The 16,924-nt window shown below is 61.6% G+C and carries 14 protein-coding genes; 4 read left to right on the top strand and 10 right to left on the bottom strand.

What is annotated here, in order from left to right; translation table 11 throughout:
- Positions 1-96 precede the first annotated feature (96 nt).
- The 7 genes from LPJGGPFB_RS27650 to LPJGGPFB_RS27620 all read right to left on the bottom strand — a co-directional run bounded on the left by LPJGGPFB_RS27650 (position 97) and on the right by LPJGGPFB_RS27620 (position 8,330).
- Positions 97-1,644: an arylsulfatase gene (locus tag LPJGGPFB_RS27650; RefSeq protein ID WP_234903128.1), complete on the bottom strand. Its 1,548-nt coding sequence runs from the start codon at positions 1,642-1,644 to the stop codon at positions 97-99.
- 254 nt (positions 1,645-1,898) lie between these two features.
- The gene (locus LPJGGPFB_RS27645) at positions 1,899-3,260 is read right to left on the bottom strand and encodes a BatD family protein (RefSeq protein WP_173423135.1); all 1,362 of its coding nucleotides are present in this window, start codon (positions 3,258-3,260) and stop codon (positions 1,899-1,901) included.
- On the bottom strand, positions 3,257-4,828 hold the full coding sequence (locus LPJGGPFB_RS27640; protein ID WP_173423134.1) for a vWA domain-containing protein: 1,572 nt from the start codon (positions 4,826-4,828) through the stop codon (positions 3,257-3,259). Before LPJGGPFB_RS27640 ends, LPJGGPFB_RS27645 begins: the two co-directional genes overlap by 4 nt.
- On the bottom strand, positions 4,825-5,829 hold the full coding sequence (locus tag LPJGGPFB_RS27635; protein ID WP_173423133.1) for a vWA domain-containing protein: 1,005 nt from the start codon (positions 5,827-5,829) through the stop codon (positions 4,825-4,827). Before LPJGGPFB_RS27635 ends, LPJGGPFB_RS27640 begins: the two co-directional genes overlap by 4 nt.
- On the bottom strand, positions 5,816-6,343 hold the full coding sequence (locus LPJGGPFB_RS27630) for a DUF4381 domain-containing protein (protein WP_173423132.1): 528 nt from the start codon (positions 6,341-6,343) through the stop codon (positions 5,816-5,818). The genes LPJGGPFB_RS27635 and LPJGGPFB_RS27630 overlap by 14 nt, the downstream gene beginning before the upstream one ends.
- Before the next feature lie 2 nt (positions 6,344-6,345).
- Positions 6,346-7,341 (bottom strand): DUF58 domain-containing protein, encoded by a 996-nt coding sequence (locus LPJGGPFB_RS27625; RefSeq protein WP_173423131.1) that lies wholly within the window; start codon positions 7,339-7,341, stop codon positions 6,346-6,348.
- A gap of 17 nt (positions 7,342-7,358) precedes the next feature.
- Positions 7,359-8,330: an AAA family ATPase gene (locus LPJGGPFB_RS27620; RefSeq protein WP_173423130.1), complete on the bottom strand. Its 972-nt coding sequence runs from the start codon at positions 8,328-8,330 to the stop codon at positions 7,359-7,361.
- A 295-nt stretch (positions 8,331-8,625) separates the two neighbouring features.
- Here LPJGGPFB_RS27620 and LPJGGPFB_RS27615 point away from each other — a divergent pair, with 295 nt between their 5' ends.
- Together LPJGGPFB_RS27615 and LPJGGPFB_RS27610 are read left to right on the top strand one after the other, a co-directional pair.
- Complete coding sequence (locus LPJGGPFB_RS27615) at positions 8,626-9,555, top strand: formylglycine-generating enzyme family protein (protein ID WP_210264623.1); 930 nt, start codon at positions 8,626-8,628, stop codon at positions 9,553-9,555.
- Between the two features lie 147 nt (positions 9,556-9,702).
- Positions 9,703-10,665 carry an HAD family hydrolase gene (locus LPJGGPFB_RS27610; protein ID WP_234903127.1) on the top strand — a complete coding sequence of 321 codons (963 nt, stop codon included), beginning with the start codon at positions 9,703-9,705 and terminating at the stop codon, positions 10,663-10,665.
- A gap of 60 nt (positions 10,666-10,725) precedes the next feature.
- Here LPJGGPFB_RS27610 and LPJGGPFB_RS27605 read toward each other — a convergent pair whose 3' ends face one another.
- A complete protein-coding gene (locus LPJGGPFB_RS27605; RefSeq protein ID WP_173423128.1) occupies positions 10,726-11,406 on the bottom strand; it encodes a PQ-loop repeat-containing protein in 681 nt (226 codons plus the stop codon).
- A gap of 592 nt (positions 11,407-11,998) precedes the next feature.
- Here LPJGGPFB_RS27605 and LPJGGPFB_RS27600 point away from each other — a divergent pair.
- Together LPJGGPFB_RS27600 and LPJGGPFB_RS27595 are read left to right on the top strand one after the other, a co-directional pair.
- Entirely contained in the window at positions 11,999-12,274 is a 276-nt protein-coding gene (locus LPJGGPFB_RS27600) for a hypothetical protein (RefSeq protein WP_173423127.1), read from the top strand.
- 219 nt (positions 12,275-12,493) lie between these two features.
- A complete protein-coding gene (locus LPJGGPFB_RS27595; protein ID WP_173423126.1) occupies positions 12,494-14,266 on the top strand; it encodes a tetratricopeptide repeat protein in 1,773 nt (590 codons plus the stop codon).
- Positions 14,267-14,304: 38 nt separating this feature from the next.
- Here the strand turns inward: LPJGGPFB_RS27595 and LPJGGPFB_RS27590 are convergent, their stop codons facing one another.
- Together LPJGGPFB_RS27590 and LPJGGPFB_RS27585 are read right to left on the bottom strand one after the other, a co-directional pair.
- Positions 14,305-15,333: an NADP-dependent oxidoreductase gene (locus LPJGGPFB_RS27590; protein ID WP_173423125.1), complete on the bottom strand. Its 1,029-nt coding sequence runs from the start codon at positions 15,331-15,333 to the stop codon at positions 14,305-14,307.
- A 225-nt stretch (positions 15,334-15,558) separates the two neighbouring features.
- Positions 15,559-16,920, bottom strand: coding sequence for an O-acetylhomoserine aminocarboxypropyltransferase/cysteine synthase family protein (locus tag LPJGGPFB_RS27585; protein ID WP_173423124.1), 1,362 nt, complete (start codon positions 16,918-16,920; stop codon positions 15,559-15,561).
- Positions 16,921-16,924: the final 4 nt, after the last annotated feature.

Genomic DNA, 16,924 nt, shown 5'->3' with positions numbered 1-16,924 from the left:
GGGTGCGGAACTCTTTACGGTCAATCCGGCTCACCATAGATGCTGAATGCGGAAAAGGAATAGGCGGCGCGTCCGAGACGCGCCGCCCTTATCAGCTTACTGGGCCGCCGGGACCTTTTTCATGATCTCGTCGATTTTGGCATGCACGCCCTCCTCGACCTGATCGACCGAGAAGCTTGCCGGCTTCTGGCTCGGCGGATACTCGATGAAGGTCTCCAGGAAAGTAGCTGCCTTCATGGTCGCAATCCCGGCAAGATAAACGTTCTTTGTCCTCCAGTCGTTGTATTGATCGGAGACGATGTCTGCGCGCTCGTAGGGATCCATGCGCAGGTTGAATATCTTCGGCACGCGCAGGCAGGTGAACGGATCTTGCCAGACATCGAAGCCGCCAGGCTTGCGCATTTCGCAGAAGACGGCTTTCCAGTTGTCAAAGCGCATCGCAACAAGCTTGGCGTCGTCATTGAAGTAGTAGAACTCGTTGCGGGATCCCTTCGGTTGCTCGCCGGTGAGGTAGGGAAGCTGGTTGTAGCCGTCGAGATGGACCTTGAAGTCCTTGTCGCCGAGCTTCGTGCCTTTCAGCAACCGGTCCTTGATGTCTTTGTCGCCGGCAGCTGCGAGCAGCGTCGGGAACCAGTCGAGGCCGGAGACCATCTCATTGGAGACGCCAGGCTTGATCTTGCCCGGCCAGCGGATCATGGCGGGAACGCGGAAAGCGCCTTCCCAGTTGGTATCTTTCTCACTGCGGAACGGCGTGGTTGCCGCGTCCGGCCACGAGAACTGATTGGGGCCGTTGTCCGTGGCGTAGACGACGATGGTGTTGTCGGCGATCTTCAGGTCGTCGATGGCTTTCAGGAGTTTGCCGACGTCGTTGTCATGTTCGACCATGCCGTCCGCATAGTCGTTGCCGGGCATGCCGCTCTGACCCTGGTATTCAGGCCGTATGTGCGTAAACAGGTGCATGCGTGTCGTGTTCATCCAGGTGAAGAAGGGTTTGCCTTCCTTGACCTGCTTTTCCATGAAGCCAATGGCCGCCGCCGTGGTTTCGTCGTCGATCGTTTCCATGCGCTTCGTGTTGAGCGCACCGGTGTCTTCGATCTTACCATCGGCAAATGAATGCAGCACACCGCGCGGAGTGGCCGCCTTGACGAAGGGATCGTTCGGATCCTTCGGCCAATAGGGCCGCTCCGGCTCTTCCTCCGCGTTCAGATGGTAAAGATTACCGAAGAATTCGTCGAAGCCGTGGGCGGTCGGCAGGTACTCGTCCTTGTCGCCAAGGTGGTTCTTGCCGAACTGTCCGGTCGCGTAGCCAAGCGGCTTCAACGCCTGGGCAATCGTGACATCGCGATCCTGAATTCCGACGGGCGCGCCGGGAACACCGACCTTTGACATGCCGGTGCGCAGTACCGACTGGCCGGTGATGAAGGTGGAGCGGCCCGCCGTGCAGCTGTTCTCGGCGTAATAGTCGGTGAACAGCACGCCTTCGCTAGCGAGGCGGTCGATGTTCGGGGTCTTGTAGCCCATCACGCCGAAGGAATAGGCGCTGATGTTGGTCTGGCCGATGTCGTCCCCGAAAATAACGAGAATATTGGGCTTGGCTGTATCCTGGGCGAAGGCCGGCAGGGACGACGCCGAGATCGTCGTCATCAGCACGGTGCCGGCAAGCGCAAGCGCTTTCGGCTTGATGGACCTGTGGACCGCCGAAGCAGCCAGCAGGCCGAAGGCACTCTTCAAATCAATGGGCATCTCATGTCTCCCTGAGGCCACGACGGATTGCGTTGGGTCTGGCAGGCAAAGTCTTGGATCGTACCGCTGAACTGTGGGTTGAACGGCGTGCAACCGGCAAGTACGTAACGGTTACGAAAGCCTGCATCGGGCCGTAACGTCCCGGTGGCCAAGCGTTAGCGCGTGTTCAGCACGTCTGTTTCGAACACCGGATTGAGATCGGGCAGGCCATTGTCTGACGCCGGCTCGATGTCGGAGGTTTGCTCGAGCCAGCGACGCCTCGCCTTGGTGAGACCGGCTCTGAGTGGCAGGAGATCGGGCTTCTGAGCCGCTTGCGTGGAGCGATAAAGCGACTGCTGGTGGTCGGCGAAGGCTGCGTTCGTCCCGGGGTCGGCGAAGCGTTCGAGCCACTCCGTCAACGGCACATTCCCCGTCTTGCGCGACCATGCGTCGATCGCCGCTTCAAAACGTTGGGCGTCGCCGCTACGGCATCCCTCGTCGACGCGGCGGAAGGCCGTGGGTTCGGACTGCGCTCGGTCCGCCTGGACTTCGTCTAACCATGCCTGGACGCGACCGGCCAAAACGGCGGCAATTTGGATCACGAGCGCAAATGTCGCCACGGCAAGGCCAGCGGCAATCCACCACAACCAGTCGAAGGGCGCTTCCTCCGGCGATGGAGATGGTGGGGCAAGACCTGTCGCGTTGGCGGGCGCTGCCGCAACCGACACCTTGGCCGCAGGCGCGTCGACCGATTGGGCTTTGCCGACTGCCGGATCAAACCACTGCAAGGGGATGGCAGGGATCGTGTACTCACCGGCTTTCGCAAAAACATAGGTGGCCGTATCCTTGCGAATGCCGCCGCGGAACTCGCCCCGGTCGGATCTGTCCTCGGAAAGAACGGGATTGTGGACATAGACCTGCGCGCCTTCAGGCGCATCGAAGGACGGCTCCGGGATCATCATCGCTGCGAGCCCTTGCGCGTTGACGATGATGGTGCGGACCAGGGCATCACCGGCGTTGAGGCTTGCCGGGTCGCGATCGAAGGTCTGGGTCATGGTCACCTTGGCGGAGGTGACAGTCAACCGACCGTCAGCACCTCCCGGTACGACCGTGACGGTGAACCGCAGCATCGGCATTTTCACCTGGCCTTGTGCTGTTTCGCCCGGAACGGCGGCGTAGCCGAATGGGATATCGACCGGCGGCAATACGTAGTCGCCGGCTGCCTGCGGGGTAATGATGTAGGTTTTGCGGATCCCGGAAAAGGCAACGCCGTTGATGGTCTCGTTGAGGTTCAGGCCTCGATCGTCGGGCATCGTGACAACAGTGCCGGGCAGGTCGAACAGCGGAAACTGCGGCGGCGACAGAAAGTAATTGGGAGCGAAGACGTCGACGTCGACTTCGATTTGCTGGCCGGTATAAATCGTTCCCTTGGTGGCGAGCGTGGCACGCGCGAAGGGGTCGGCGGCCAAGGCGACGTTGGCGAGTGATAGCCAGAGGGCGACGAGCCAGAGAAGCGGGCGCCAGATGCAAAGGGTCATGGTTGCGCATCCTTCGCTTCGATCGCGAATTTCCGCGCGAGCAGGTCGGCTGGCGAAACCTGGATGTTGCGCATCCACATCTCGGCGGTCTGTGGCGCGCCCGCGACGGTTCCTTCCTTGCCCTTCTTGCCCTTGTCGTCGAACTGGACCTGGTCCGGGTCGAGGCCGGCGGCCTCCTGTTGGGCGTCCTGATCCTGCTTGTCCTTGTCGGCCTTGCGTTTTTCGGCGACCGTCAGATTCTGTTTGGCTTCGGCCCAGTCCGGGCGGCGTTTCAGCGCCTGCTGGTAGGCGGCAATCGCCTCTTCGGCCTTGTCGAGGTGCATCAGGGCGTTGCCCTGATTGTAGTAGCTTTCGGCCGTATCGGCTTGCGCGAAGGCATCGATGGCGTCCTGGTAACGACCGGTGCGGTAGAGCGCCACGCCCTGCCAGGCCGGATCGGCAAAATCGCCGGCTGCACCCTGGAAATCGCCGCGCGCGATGGCGCGTTGTCCCTGCTGATCCGGGGTGAACCAGAGATCGGCAAAGCTGCGATCGGCCGCTTCGGCTTTTGCTCCCGAAAGCACCGTGCCGATGGCAACCAGATAGACCGCCCAGCGTACCGTCCAACCGCGACGGAACCAGAGCGCGGCCAGGAACGTGATTGGAATGGTCAGCCACCAGCCGGCATCGTACCAGCGTGTCAGACCCTCCGCCGTCTTCTGTGCAAAGCTGGTCTGGATCCGCCTGACGATCCAGCGTACGTCGCTATCGTCGGGCGTGACGGTTGCCACCTGCGTCTTCGAAGCCGATTGCAAGGCTTTCAGCGCATCGACGTCGAGTTTGGCGCGAACCCGCGCGCCCGTCGCATCCGTCAGAAACTGGCCGCCGGCCGTCTTCACCGGGCCGCCGTCGGCGGTGCCGATGCCGAGCACCATCAGGTCATTGCGCCCTTTGTACTGCGCAAAGGCGTCGAACGCCGTGCGCTCGACGCCATCCGTCATGAACAGGATCGTGCCTGGAACGGCCTCGCTGGAAAGCGCGGCTTCCACCACTTGCAGCGCCTTGCCGGTGTCCCGGCCGGAAACCGGCATGATGCCGGGCGACAGGGCGGCGAGATAGGTCCGGATCAGATTGGCATCGTCGGTGAGCGGCAAGACCATGTGGGCCGTGCCGGCATAGGCAAAGAGCGCGGTGTGTGCGCCCTTTCGCATTGAAAGGATGTCCTGCACCTTGAGCTTGGCGCGCTCAAGCCGGGTTGGCGAGATATCGGTGGCGTTCATCGTTTCGGTGAGATCGATGGCGATCGCCAGCGGTGCAGTGTCTTCGACAAAGGGCGGTTTCTCACGCTGCCATGTCGGTCCGGCGGCAGCGATCGCTGCAATCGCGATCAGGGCTGCAGTCAAGTGGACGGGGTGGAACCGGTGCTTCCCACCCTTCTCGATCAGCAGATGGTCGAGAAGATGCGGCGCGATCATGCCCTTCCATTGCGAGCGCACGTCGGTGCGCCGGCCGATCAGGACCACAAGCAGGGGCGCAGCCAGCAGTGCGAGCAACCAGAGGGGGCGCAGGAAATGGAAATCGGCGATCATGCGTCCGCCTCCCGCTCGCGCTGCCGGGCCGTCCGCGCCGAGAGGAGCCACATCGCGGAGTGATAGAGGAGGAGGACAATCAGCGCCGCACCGAGTGGATAGTGGAAAAGTTCGATACGCGGACGCCAGGACAGGGTCTTCTGGTTGGCCGGCGTCAGCTGGTCGAGAAGCACGTAGATCTTCTCGAGCGACGCCTGATCCCGGCCGAAGAAATATCGACCGTTCGTCGCTGTTGCGATCTGCTGCAGCACCGACGTGTCGAGTTTCTGCTCTCCTTGTGCATTGGGATCGCCGATACCCACCGTGTGGATGACGATATGCTTATCGGCAGCGATGCCGGCGGCCTTGTCAGGCGGCATCTTGCTTGCCGTGTCGTTGCCGTCGGTCAGAAGGATCATGACCTTATCCGGCGCCGTGCTCTGGTCGAACATCTTGATGGCGAGGCCGATCGCATCGCCGATCGCAGTGCGCGGGCCGGCCATGCCCGGCAGGCTATCGGCAAGCATCGCCTGGACCGTCTTGTGGTCGAGTGTAAACGGCACGAGGGGGTAGGGCGCATCGCCAAAGGCGATGAGGCCGAGGCGGTCCTCCGGGCGCTTGTCGATGAAATCGGCAACGACCTTGTGTACGGCGTCGACGCGGGCCTGGAGATTGCCGGCTGGATCGTGAAAGTCGCGGGTGTCCATCGATTGCGAGAGGTCGATCGCCAGCATCAGGTCGCGCTGCGGTTCGGTCTTTTCGATCGGCGGCTCGATGTATTGCGGCCGGGCCAGCGCCAGGACGACCAGGATCCAGCAGGTCGGCGCAATCAGCTTTTGCCCGAGATTGGTCTTCGGCACCACCGAGCCCTCGGTCGCCCCGATGCCGGCTGCCGCGGTGATGTCCTTGAAGAAGGGAAAGCGGATCGCCGACGATTGTTCGCGATAGGCAGGCAGCAGCCACCAGATGACGACGGGAAGCGGCAGCAGCACGAGCAGCCACGGATGATCAAGGACGTACATGATGCGCCTCGATCCAATGGCGTGCCGCCGCGATGTGGGCCTTCGCTTCGGCTTCCGGGACAGATGCCAACGCTGCCGGCCCGCGGTACTCCGCCTCTTCGAAGAAATGCGCTGCCGCTGCCGGAAAGACCGGGCCACCGGAATGGGCGTCGAGGAAGCCGATCCAGCCGCTGCCGCTCAGATTGGCAACCGTCTCACGCGGCCAGACGGCGAGCGCCGTGCGCTTGAGAAGGGCGGGCAGTGCAGCGAGCGCATGTCCCCGTGTTTGAGCAGCGCCGATACGCCCTTCGATCTCGCGCAGCGCGCCAAGCGCCTCGCGACGGTAACGATTGAGCTGACGGTAGCGGTACCAGCGCCAGAGCGCAAAGGCGATCGCCAAGAGAGCGAGAACGGCTAGTACGGCCCACGCCCAGGTCTGCGGCAGCATCGAGACATCAGGCGGCAAGGCGATGTCGGCGAGGCCGCGGAGCGCGGCAGCAAGCCCGGGATCGACCGCTGGCGTGGTGCCTTCCATCGCTACCGCCTCCGCTGACGCCAGGCGAGCTGGCCGAGCATCGTGCGCAATTGCGGTGCAATCTCTTCCGCCGAGGAGATGGGCAGCATCGGCAGGCCCAAATCCTCCTGCCATGCCTTCAGCGCCCGTCCGCGCTTGCGGGCAAAGCTGTCGATCGCTTCGCGGACGTTTCCACGGCCGAACTGAAGTTCGGCCTGCTGAGCACCGCCGCTGACGACGATGTCGCCCTTGCGCGGCAGCTCGAGCATGAAGGGATCGTAGATCAGGATGGCGATCACGTCGTTATGAGCAGACAGCTTCAGCAGCATGTCGCGCGTTTCCAGGCCGTGCCCGTCGAAATCGCTGATGACGATGATCAGATGATCGTGTTTGGCAATATTGGCGACGGTTGAAAGCACCAGATCCAATTGCTCGTCGCCCCTTGCAACCTGGGAGGCGGCGGTAAGTGCGGTGTTGTGGCGCACGATGACGTCGGCAAAACGGATGACGGCTTCGCGGCTGCGGTGGGGGCGGACCTCATCGACGCTCTCGTCACCGAACACGAAGCCGCCGACCCGGTCGCCGAGCGCCGTGATGCGCCAGGCGCAGAGTGCCGCCACTTCCGCTGCCGCCACCGACTTCATCGCACGCCGGCTGCCGAAGAACATGTTCATGCGCTGGTCGACGATCACCAGTGCCGGTCGATCCTTCTCCTCGTCATAGACCCGCACGACCGGCTTTCCTGTCCGTGCCGTCACCCGCCAGTCGATGGTGCGAACGTCGTCGCCGGGCAAGTATTCCCGAAGTTCCTCGAAGGATAGCCCACGGCCACGCATGCGCGATTCATGACGTCCGGCCATCAATCGTCGCACCGGCGCCTTGCGAAGGAAGGTCAGGTCGCAGGCGATTGCCTCAAGCGCGACCAGTTCGTCGACGGAGGTGTAGGCGCCTGATGCCTCCGCCTTCCCGGGACGGGAGATGCCCTTCGACCTTGCGAATGCGGAAAGGGATATTGCCATCGAACCTTCTCCATCTCTCAGGCGACAGCAACCTGCTGCACTATCCGGTCGATGACCTGGTTGGCTGTCGTGCCGCCGGCGTGGGCTTCATAGGAAAGGACAAGGCGATGGCGAAAAACATCGTGCACGGTTGCCTGCACGTCATCCGGCGTGACGAAATCTCGGCCCTTCAGCCATGCATGGGCGCGCGAGACCTTGTCGAGGCCGATGACGCCACGCGGGCTGATGCCCACCTGGATCCATTTGGAGAGATCCTTGTCGAGCTTGTCCGGGTAGCGCGTCGCCATGACGAGAGCGACGATGTAATCCTCGATCGCACTCGAAACGGTTATCGCTGAGATCTCCTTGCGCGCCGAAAACACCGCATCCTGAGCCAGCTTTTCGTCCGACCTCGCTTTCGAGGTGACGGCCGTTTCTTCCGATCGCACCAGCCGCATGATCTCGGCCTCCGACTTGGCGTCGGGATAATCGACCTGGATGTGCATCAGGAAACGATCGAGCTGCGCCTCAGGCAGGGGATACGTGCCTTCCTGCTCGATCGGGTTCTGTGTCGCCATGACCATGAAGAGGCCGGGCAGTTCGTGGCTGGCACCGCCGACCGTGACTTGCCGCTCCTCCATCGCCTCCAACAGGGCGGACTGCACTTTCGCCGGCGCGCGGTTTACCTCGTCGGCCAGGATGAGGTTGGCAAAGACCGGCCCCTGCTGAAAGCGGAATTCGCCCTTGCCGCCTTCGGTGAAATAGACTTCCGAGCCGGTGATGTCGGAGGGGAGAAGATCCGGCGTGAACTGGATGCGGGACAGTTGCGCGTCGAGGTTTTTCGCCATGCTCTTGATCGCCCGCGTCTTGGCAAGCCCCGGCAGGCCCTCGACGAGCAGATGGCCATTGCTCAGGAGACCGAGCAGCAGGCGCTCGATCATGCCCTCCTGGCCGACAATGGCTTGGCCGATGCGCTTGCCGAGAAGTTCGATGTCGTCACGTGTACCCATGAGATCTAGCCCTTCCCGCCGGCCCCTGTGAACTGCCAACGCAGATTAAGGTTACATGTGGCCCAATGGAAAGAATGTAACAGTAACGAAGGAGACGATTGCGGCGTTGCGCCCTGCGTGGCCGAGGAGAAACGCTTCGGCCCACATTTTCTGTTTCGTCGTAACTGTTACGTACTTTGGATGCGCAAGATTTGCGTTTAGGCTTGAGGCGACTAGGATAATCGGGACATCCTCGAAGGGAGTATTTGGTCCTATGCAAGTCTTATCGGCAAGGCAGGTCCCTGACGAAACGCCGATGGCGATCAGCGCGCGCGAGCCCATCTGGATCGAGGGTGGCACCTTCATCATGGGATCTGACAATCATTACCCCGAAGAGGCGCCGGCCCATCCGGTCAAGGTCGACGGTTTCTGGATCGATGTAACGCCGGTCACCAACCGGCAATTCGCGGCCTTCGTGGACGCAACCGGCTATGTCACGGTTGCCGAGAAGGCGCCCGATCCCAAGGACTATCCAGGTGCCAAACCGGAAATGATGCGGGCGGGTTCGGTCATTTTCGATCCACCCAAACGGGTCGTCAGCCGGGATTCCTCGCAATGGTGGGACTTCAAGTTCGGCGCCGATTGGCGACGGCCCTACGGCCGGCAAAGCAATATCCGCGGCAAGCTCGACCATCCCGTCGTGCACATCTCCTATGTCGACGCCATGGCCTATGCCACGTGGGCAGGCAAGGATCTGCCGACGGAGGCCGAGTGGGAATTTGCCGCCAAGGGAGGCCTGGAGGGGGCGGAATTTGCCTGGGGCGATGAACTCGTGCCGGATGGCCGCTTCATGGCCAACACCTGGCACGGCACGTTCCCGACGGAGAATTTGCGTCCTGATGGTTTCGAGCGTACCTCTCCGGTCGCCAGCTTTCCTCCTAACGGCTATGGCCTCTACGACATGATCGGCAATGTCTGGGAATGGACGAGCGACTACTGGTCGACCAATCATCCGGCACCTGCGCAAAAAAGCTGTTGCATCCCCTCCAATCCGCGCGGTGGCGGACTCGAGGCGAGCTTCGATCCGAGGCAGCCGGAAATCCTGATCGCGCGGCGGGTGGTAAAGGGCGGGTCCCACCTCTGCGCTCCAAACTATTGCCGTCGCTACCGCCCGGCAGCTCGCCATGCACACGAAGAGAATGCAGCAACGACCCATATCGGCTTCCGCTGCATCCGGCGGGTCTGAGCGTCTTTGCCAAGGCAGTCTTGTTTCAGCTGAGGAGGGTACCCGATGACCATGATAGCAGGACGGCGCGCGCCGATTGCAGGGAATTCACGAGCGAAAGGCTGGCGGCGGCGGACCTTTATGGCTGCGGCCGCTTCGCTCGCCCTGATGCTGGCGGCGCCTGCGCTTGCCCTGGCCGCCGATGCGCCTCCGGCCGACCTTCCCTCCTGGAAAGACGGCGAGGCGAAATCGGCCATCATTGACTTCGTGACGCGGGTGACGAGCGAAGGTGGTCCGGATTTTGTCGCCAAGGCGGACCGCATCGCAGTCTTCGACAATGACGGCACGCTCTGGAGCGAGCAGCCGATGTACTTCCAGGGCATGTTCATCAATGACCGTGTCAAGGCCATGGCCCCGGACCATCCGGAATGGAAGGACAAGGAGCCGTTCGCATCGCTGCTCAAGGGCGATATGGCTGGTGTCGTTGCGTCGGGCGAGAAGGGCATTGTCGAACTCGCGATGGCGACGCATGCGGGCATGACCTCCGACGAGTTCGCGAAGATCGTCAAGGATTGGTTTGCGAGCGCGAAGCATCCGCGCTTCGACCGGCCCTACAACGAGATTACCTTCCTGCCGATGAATGAGCTGCTGGAGTATCTCAGGGCAAACGATTTCAAGACCTATATCGTCTCCGGCGGCGGCGTCGAGTTCATGCGCACGATGACCGAGCAGATGTATGGGATTCCTCCGGAGCAGGTCGTCGGCAGCACCATAACCACCAAGTACGAACTGCAGGGCGACACACCCGTGCTGATGCGCGAGCCGAAGGTGGACTTCGTTGATGACGGTCCCGGCAAGCCGGTGGGAATCAACAAGTTCATTGGCAAGCGGCCGATCTTTGCAGCCGGCAATTCCGACGGCGACTACGAAATGCTGCGGTGGGTTACATCTGGTTCCGGGCCGAGCTTCGGGATGATCGTGCATCACACCGACGGCGAGCGCGAATGGGCCTATGATCGCCAGTCGCATATCGGCAAGCTCGACAAGGCGATGACCGAGGCCGAGCAGCGAAAGTGGCTGCTCGTCGACATGAAGGACGACTGGAACAGGATTTACGCTTTCGAGAAATAGACAACGTCGCGGCCACATCACTCGCCGCCGGCATAGTGGCGAGTGATGCCGATATGGCTGCTATTTCGATGTAACCTGTGTGAAGGCGATGCCATCGATATGGCCGTCTTTCAGTCTGTAAACGAGCGACTGCATAACCGTGGTGTTCTGTTCATCCTGGTGTTCGTGGGCGTAGCGCGCCATCCCTTGCTGCGGCGCTGCGCCGAAGCGTTTTTCCAAGGCTTCGGTGCCGTCCTTCAAGGTCGGAACCGGTAGAAGCAGGGGGGCGAGCTCCACGGTTGGGGTGTCGCATTTATCGGTGTCGCCGGCCACTTCTTCGGTGGAGATGAACGTCACCGGCTTTTCGGCGGGCGTTGCGGCGTCTCGGCCGTTTGCGACGAACCAGATGCGCCGAGGCAGGTTACCGGTCGCAAGCTCGTAGCACAGCCAGCCGATCGACAGGCCCTCCACAGAGCGGCTGCGAATGTTGCCTCCGAACGCGGTCTTGACCTCGTCGAGAGTTGTCTTTTCGAGCACAATTGAGAGTGGCCCCGCATTGACGAGATTGTTGAACGGGGTCTCGAATTGGAACGTCTGCGCTGTCGCCGTCTGTCCGCCAAGGACAAGCGACGGCAGGCCGCTCAGTTTGTCGTCGCTTGCCGCAAGCTCTGTGCTCAACAGCGTCATAACGGTCGCGGCAATCCCGGCGGAAAGGGACGTCACAATACGTCGTTCACGAGAAATCTTGTCCAAGGATCGCATGGAATTCTCTCCGTTGTGCTCAACACGCGATAGGGTCCGTCGCCGGATGTCGCCGCAGGTATTCTAAGCGAAGCAGCATTCCGCGTTGAAGTACGTAACAGTTACAATCGGCAGCGATTGAAGGCCGAAGATCGCAGCAGCCCAAGCGTAACGCCTGGCAACGCCAACTGTAGCGCATCGCCCAAGCCGGGCAAGCAGCACCGGCTGCGGTCTGTCGCGCGTTGGCGGTTCATGAAAAAGCGGCCGCGGCGAAAATCCTCTGGCCCGGTCAGCGATGCATGATCCGATGCGTGCCAGCGGCGTGGTTCCGCGCCTTTATGCAGCCTGCGTCAAGCGGTCGGCACCAATGTAACTGTTACGTACTTCCGCACGGACCAGGTTCCTGCAAATCTGCAGCGCAGGAGAGGTGCAGGCGGAAGTTGGTCATCTGCCTGTCCCGAGACTGTATCCGTCAGATAGGCAAATCTCAACGAGACGCTGGCAATCAGAGTGGCGGTGACACCGCTCGATCTGTGCAAGATGCGCGTGAAGGAGGTCTTCGCGCGTAGGTGTGGCATGAAGCATCGATCATCGTTCAATCGGGTAGAGCACAATGCCCAACGAAGCCAAACAACGGGGACTTTTGAAGCTGATGCTCAAGCTTCCGGCGCTGCGCGGCCAGTTGCAGCTTCTGACTGCCAAGAACATGCCGCTCGCCAGTCTTTGCGAGGCCTATGACGAGGCGGATGCCATGCTTGATCGCCAGCGCCGGCGTGATCCGCAGGATACTTCGATGGTGTCGGAGTACGAACTGATCTGCCTAGAGATCGAAGAGGAAGTGATTTCCATCTGTCTTGCCAATGCAGATAACAAATCTAATCCAATGTGATTAGTTATTCATTCGTATGGCATCGCCCTGTTCTATCGGTTTTCCCCTGAGAACTCAGTGGTTTTCAAGTCCGGACACTGTTTCATTTTGAACCTGCGGCGTTTCTTTGAAAATGTTTTGTGACGGGTCAATATTTCACTTCCCGCTGCCCGGTGTGTGATCTAGAGTTCACCTCGCATTGGCACTCTCTTTCGGGTTGTAGGTAGATGGGGGCGCGGTATGAAAACAGGAGAAGACGCGGACCGAGCGGCTTATTGCCCTGTTGCCGAACGCTCGGCCAGAGCCGAACTCGATCGCATGCTAAGCGATCCGCGCTTTCACGGCACCGAGCGCCACCGCAAACTGTTGCGATACCTGGTTGAAGAGTTCTTCGCCGGGCGGTCAGCGTCGGTGAAGGCCTATACGATCGCGATCGACGTCTTTGCCCGGCCGAGTTCGTTCGATCCGGCAACGGACCCCATCGTTCGGGTCGAGGCGTCGCGACTTCGCGCTGCATTGGCACAATACTATGAAGCGCTTGGCGATGAAGCCACGCTGCGTATCGAGCTGCCTAAGGGCAACTACGTGCCGCTCTTTGTCCGGTCTGACGGCAAACCGCCGCAGGTTCTGCTCGCTCCGCCGCCGATGTCCTCTTATGTGCCGGAGCCGCCCGAGCAATTGTCTTTGACGGCTGTTGTCGGTCGTCGCCTATCCATGGCGAACGTTGCCCTTGCCGGCGCAGGGGTTTTGGCGCTTGCTTTTGCCTTTTATGTTTCGACGGCCGATCAATTTCCCTGGAAGCCGATCCTGTCGGAAAAACCGACCATCATCGTCGATGTTGAACCGCAAAAATTGAAAGGCAGCGAAGAGCGGCGCAGGGTCGGGGGCTATCTGGTCCACGCGCTGTCGCAGTTCTCGTCGGTGCGGACGCTGGCGCAGGAGCCGCCTGAGGGCATCGACGTCGCATCGGTGACCGGCTGGGTTGCGCCCAGATCCGCTGTCCGCCTTGCCGGCAGCAAGGAGTATAAACTGTCGATCAGCTACAACATGGCAAACGATGCTCACGAGCTTGCCTGGCAGGTGGTAGACCCGCAGAGCAACGAGGCCTTGCGCTCCGGCGCCTCGAAACTGACGCTCGAAGATGGCGGGAACGTCGAGGAAGTCCAGCAAGCCCTTCTGGTGCGACTTGCGCGCGCGCTTGCGGGTGAAGACGGTGTGGTCACCAGTCTGGAGACCGCACGCCAGATAGCAGCGCCGTCGCTGGGATATGGTTGCGTGTTGCAGGCCGATCTGGCGCTGGCGCGGGCTGATGCTGAAAATTTCGCGAATGCGCTCGCTTGCCTGGAGCGCTCGCTCGCCTACAAGGCAAATGATCCCGATGTATCGGCCAGCCTGGCCATGGTCCTGGTGGCGACGGGCGAGGCAGGCGCCTCGCCGACCGTTGGCAACAGAGCACTGAAGCTTGCCGACAGAGCTGTCGCGCTTGCTCCCCAGGCGAGCCAGAGCTACGTTGCGCAGATGATGGCGCGTTTTGCTGCCGGTGACCGGGAAGCTGCCTTTCTGTCGGGACAGCGCGCCAGCGCACTCAATCCGCTGGATGAGGCTATCCCAGCCAGAATGGGTCTGTTGCAGTACATCTCCGGCCATTGGTCCGAAGGCCTGAGGCTGGCGCGACTGGCAGAGGAAAATGGAGAGTATACGCATCACGACGCGGCTTTGACGCTGGCCCTCGATGCCTATCGAGGGCGCCGTTACGAAGAGGCCCTGCTTCGCGTGCGCCAGCTTGCAAACTCGTCGGACCGGGCCGTCAATCTGCTGCGACTGGCTGTCGCCGGTCAGCTCGGGTTGACGCAGGAGGCGACCAGCGCTCTTGACGAAATGCGTTCGGCGGAAGGTCCGCAGCAAATCTCGCTGACGACTGAGCCGGCTATGAGGAGTTATGCACCGGAACTGGCCGCGTCTATTGAAGACGGCCTCGGCAAGGCCAGCCTTGGAATTGTCGGAAATCCTTAGGCGTCGAGCGGCGGCACCGCGTGCCGCCGCTCCGGCTTTCACGCCTCGTCGGCAACGCGGATGACGAGCTTGCCGAAGTTGCGGCCTTCCAGCAGGCCGATGAAAGCGGTCGGCGCGTTTTCGAGACCGTCGACGATATCTTCCTGATAGCGAACCTTGCCCGCGGAAATCCATGCGGCCATTTCGCGATAGAAGTCGGGGCGCTGGTCGACGAACTCCCTTTGGATGAAGCCGCGTATCGACAGGCTCTTGCTCAGAACGTCGCGCATGACGGTGGGAAGGCGGTCGCCACCCGTCTGTTCGCCAGGGCGGCTGTTGTACTGCGCGATCAAGCCGCAGACGGGAACGCGGGCGAAATCATTCAGCAGCGGAAACACCGCATCCCAGACATGCCCGCCGACATTCTCGAAATAGACGTCGATGCCGCCGGGGCAGGCTGTTGCCAGTTGCTCGGCGAAATCGGCTGCGCGGTGATCGATGACCGCGTCAAAGCCGAGTTCGTCGCGAACGAACGCACACTTCGAAGCACCTCCGGCAATCCCGACGGCACGCGCGCCCTTGATGCGGGCAATCTGGCCAACGGCCGATCCCACGGCGCCGCTTGCTGCGGCAACCACCACCGTTTCGCCCGCCTTCGGCTTGCCGATCGTCAAAAGGCCGGAATAGGCGGTAAAGCCCGGCATGCCCAAGACGCCGAGCGCGGTTGTAAGGGGTGCTGCCTGCGGGTCGAGTTTGCGCAGGCCCACACCATCGGAGAGCGCGTAGCTTTGCCAACCGGAATGCGACAGCACGAAATCGCCCTCGGCGAAATCCGGATGGCGTGACCGTACGACGCGGGCCACCGTTCCGCCTTCCATGACGCTGCCGATCTCGACGGGCTTTGCGTAGGATTTCCCGGCATTCATACGCCCGCGCATATAGGGGTCAAGCGATAGATAGAGGATCTTCAGCAGGATCTGGCCTGCGGCAGGTTCCGGTATCGCGGAATGGCCGATCTCGAAATCATCCGGTTTTGGCTTGCCGTCTGGGCGGGAAGCAAGAAGGACCTGGGTATTTTCGAACGTCATGGCGTTTCCTTCCACCACTGGCGCAGCCCGACCGTGGCAGCGCAGCAGGTATGATGTTTCTGTTCGGGCCTACCTTCGCGGGCGCTGTGCAAGACGGCAAGCCGCGACTTCTGACCCTCGGGCGCATCCTCGATCTGCGCAAGTCCTGAGCCGGTCAGCGAGTATGCCAAAAGCCCAACCGTTGCTGACGGTTGGGCCAAAGAGCAGATTGTGGACGTCGCCGGCTCAGGCGGCGTCAATGGCCTGTTTCAGGTCGGCGATGATGTCATCGGGATGCTCGATGCCGATCGATAGCCTGACATAGCCAGGCGTGACGCCGGTTCTCAGTTGGTCTGCCTCGGAGAGCTGCGAGTGGGTCGTCGTTGCCGGATGGATCGCGAGCGACCGCGCGTCACCGATATTGGCGACATGGTAGAGCAGCTGCAGCCCGTCGATAAAGCAACGACCAGCCTCGCGTCCGTCTTTCAGCTCGAAACCGACCAACGCGCCGAAGTGGCCATTGCGCAGGTATCTTTCGCCCCGCGCCTTGGCGACGCCTTCCTGAAACTTCGGAAAAATGACCCGCGCCACCTTGGGATGCGAGCGCAGGAAGTCGGCGACCTTGATGGCGTTTTCGCTGTGCTGGCGGATGCGTAGCGGCAAGGTTTCCAGCCCCTGGATGAACTGGAAGACATTCTGCGGGCTGATGGCAGCACCAAGGTCGCGCAGCAGCACGGCACGGGCGCGCAGGATATAGGGATGAAAGTCGATCGTGGCGGCCTTCTCCAGCCAGGTCTTTCCCTGATAGCTCGCGTCCGGTTCGTGCAGATTGGGATGGCGCGCGGCATGGTCGTGCCAGGGAAAGGTGCCGCTATCGATGATGGCGCCGCCAATCGAGGTGCCGTGTCCGCCGATATACTTCGTGGTGGAATAGACGACGATCGCAGCACCATGATCGAACGGCCGAATGGTCAACGGTGCTGCCGTGTTATCGATGACAAGCGGAATACCGAACCGGCGGCCGATCTCGGCGACCTCGCCGACCGGGAAGACCTCGAGGCTCGGATTGGGAAGGGATTCCGCGTAGTAGGCCCGCGTCTTGTCATCGGTCGCCGTGGCAAACGCCTCGGGATCGGACGCGTCGACGAAGCGTACTTCGATGCCGAAACTTTGTAGCGTCGAGGCGAAGAGCGCCCAGGTGCCGCCATAGAGGCCGGCGGCGCTAACGATGTTGTCTCCTGATCTGGCAAGGTTGAGGACGGCGTAGGCCGACGCCGCTTGGCCGGACCCGAGCGCCAGTGCCGCCGCACCGCCTTCGATTTCGGCAAGGCGCTGCTCGAATGCATCCTGCGTCGGGTTGGAGACGCGCGTGTAGAGATGGCCGGCGGCCTCGAGGGCAAACAGTTTGTCGGCGCCGTCTGTCCCAGGCAACTGGTAGGAGGTCGTCTGATAGATCGGCACGGCGACCGCGCCGGTGACCGGATCGAAACGATAGCTGCCGCCATGAAGCGCCAGTGTTTCGGGCTGAAGCGGCCGCGACGTATCGCGCAGGCCGTTCGGCGCCTTGACTTCGACTGCAGGTTCCTCAGGCTTTTGATGGATCGTCATGGAT

The organism is Ensifer adhaerens, from assembly GCF_013283195.1.
In the GTDB taxonomy this organism is placed as follows: domain Bacteria; phylum Pseudomonadota; class Alphaproteobacteria; order Rhizobiales; family Rhizobiaceae; genus Ensifer; species Ensifer adhaerens_G.
The sequence above is the reverse complement of the archived record's forward strand: the minus strand, read 5'-3'. Positions and strand labels throughout refer to the sequence as shown.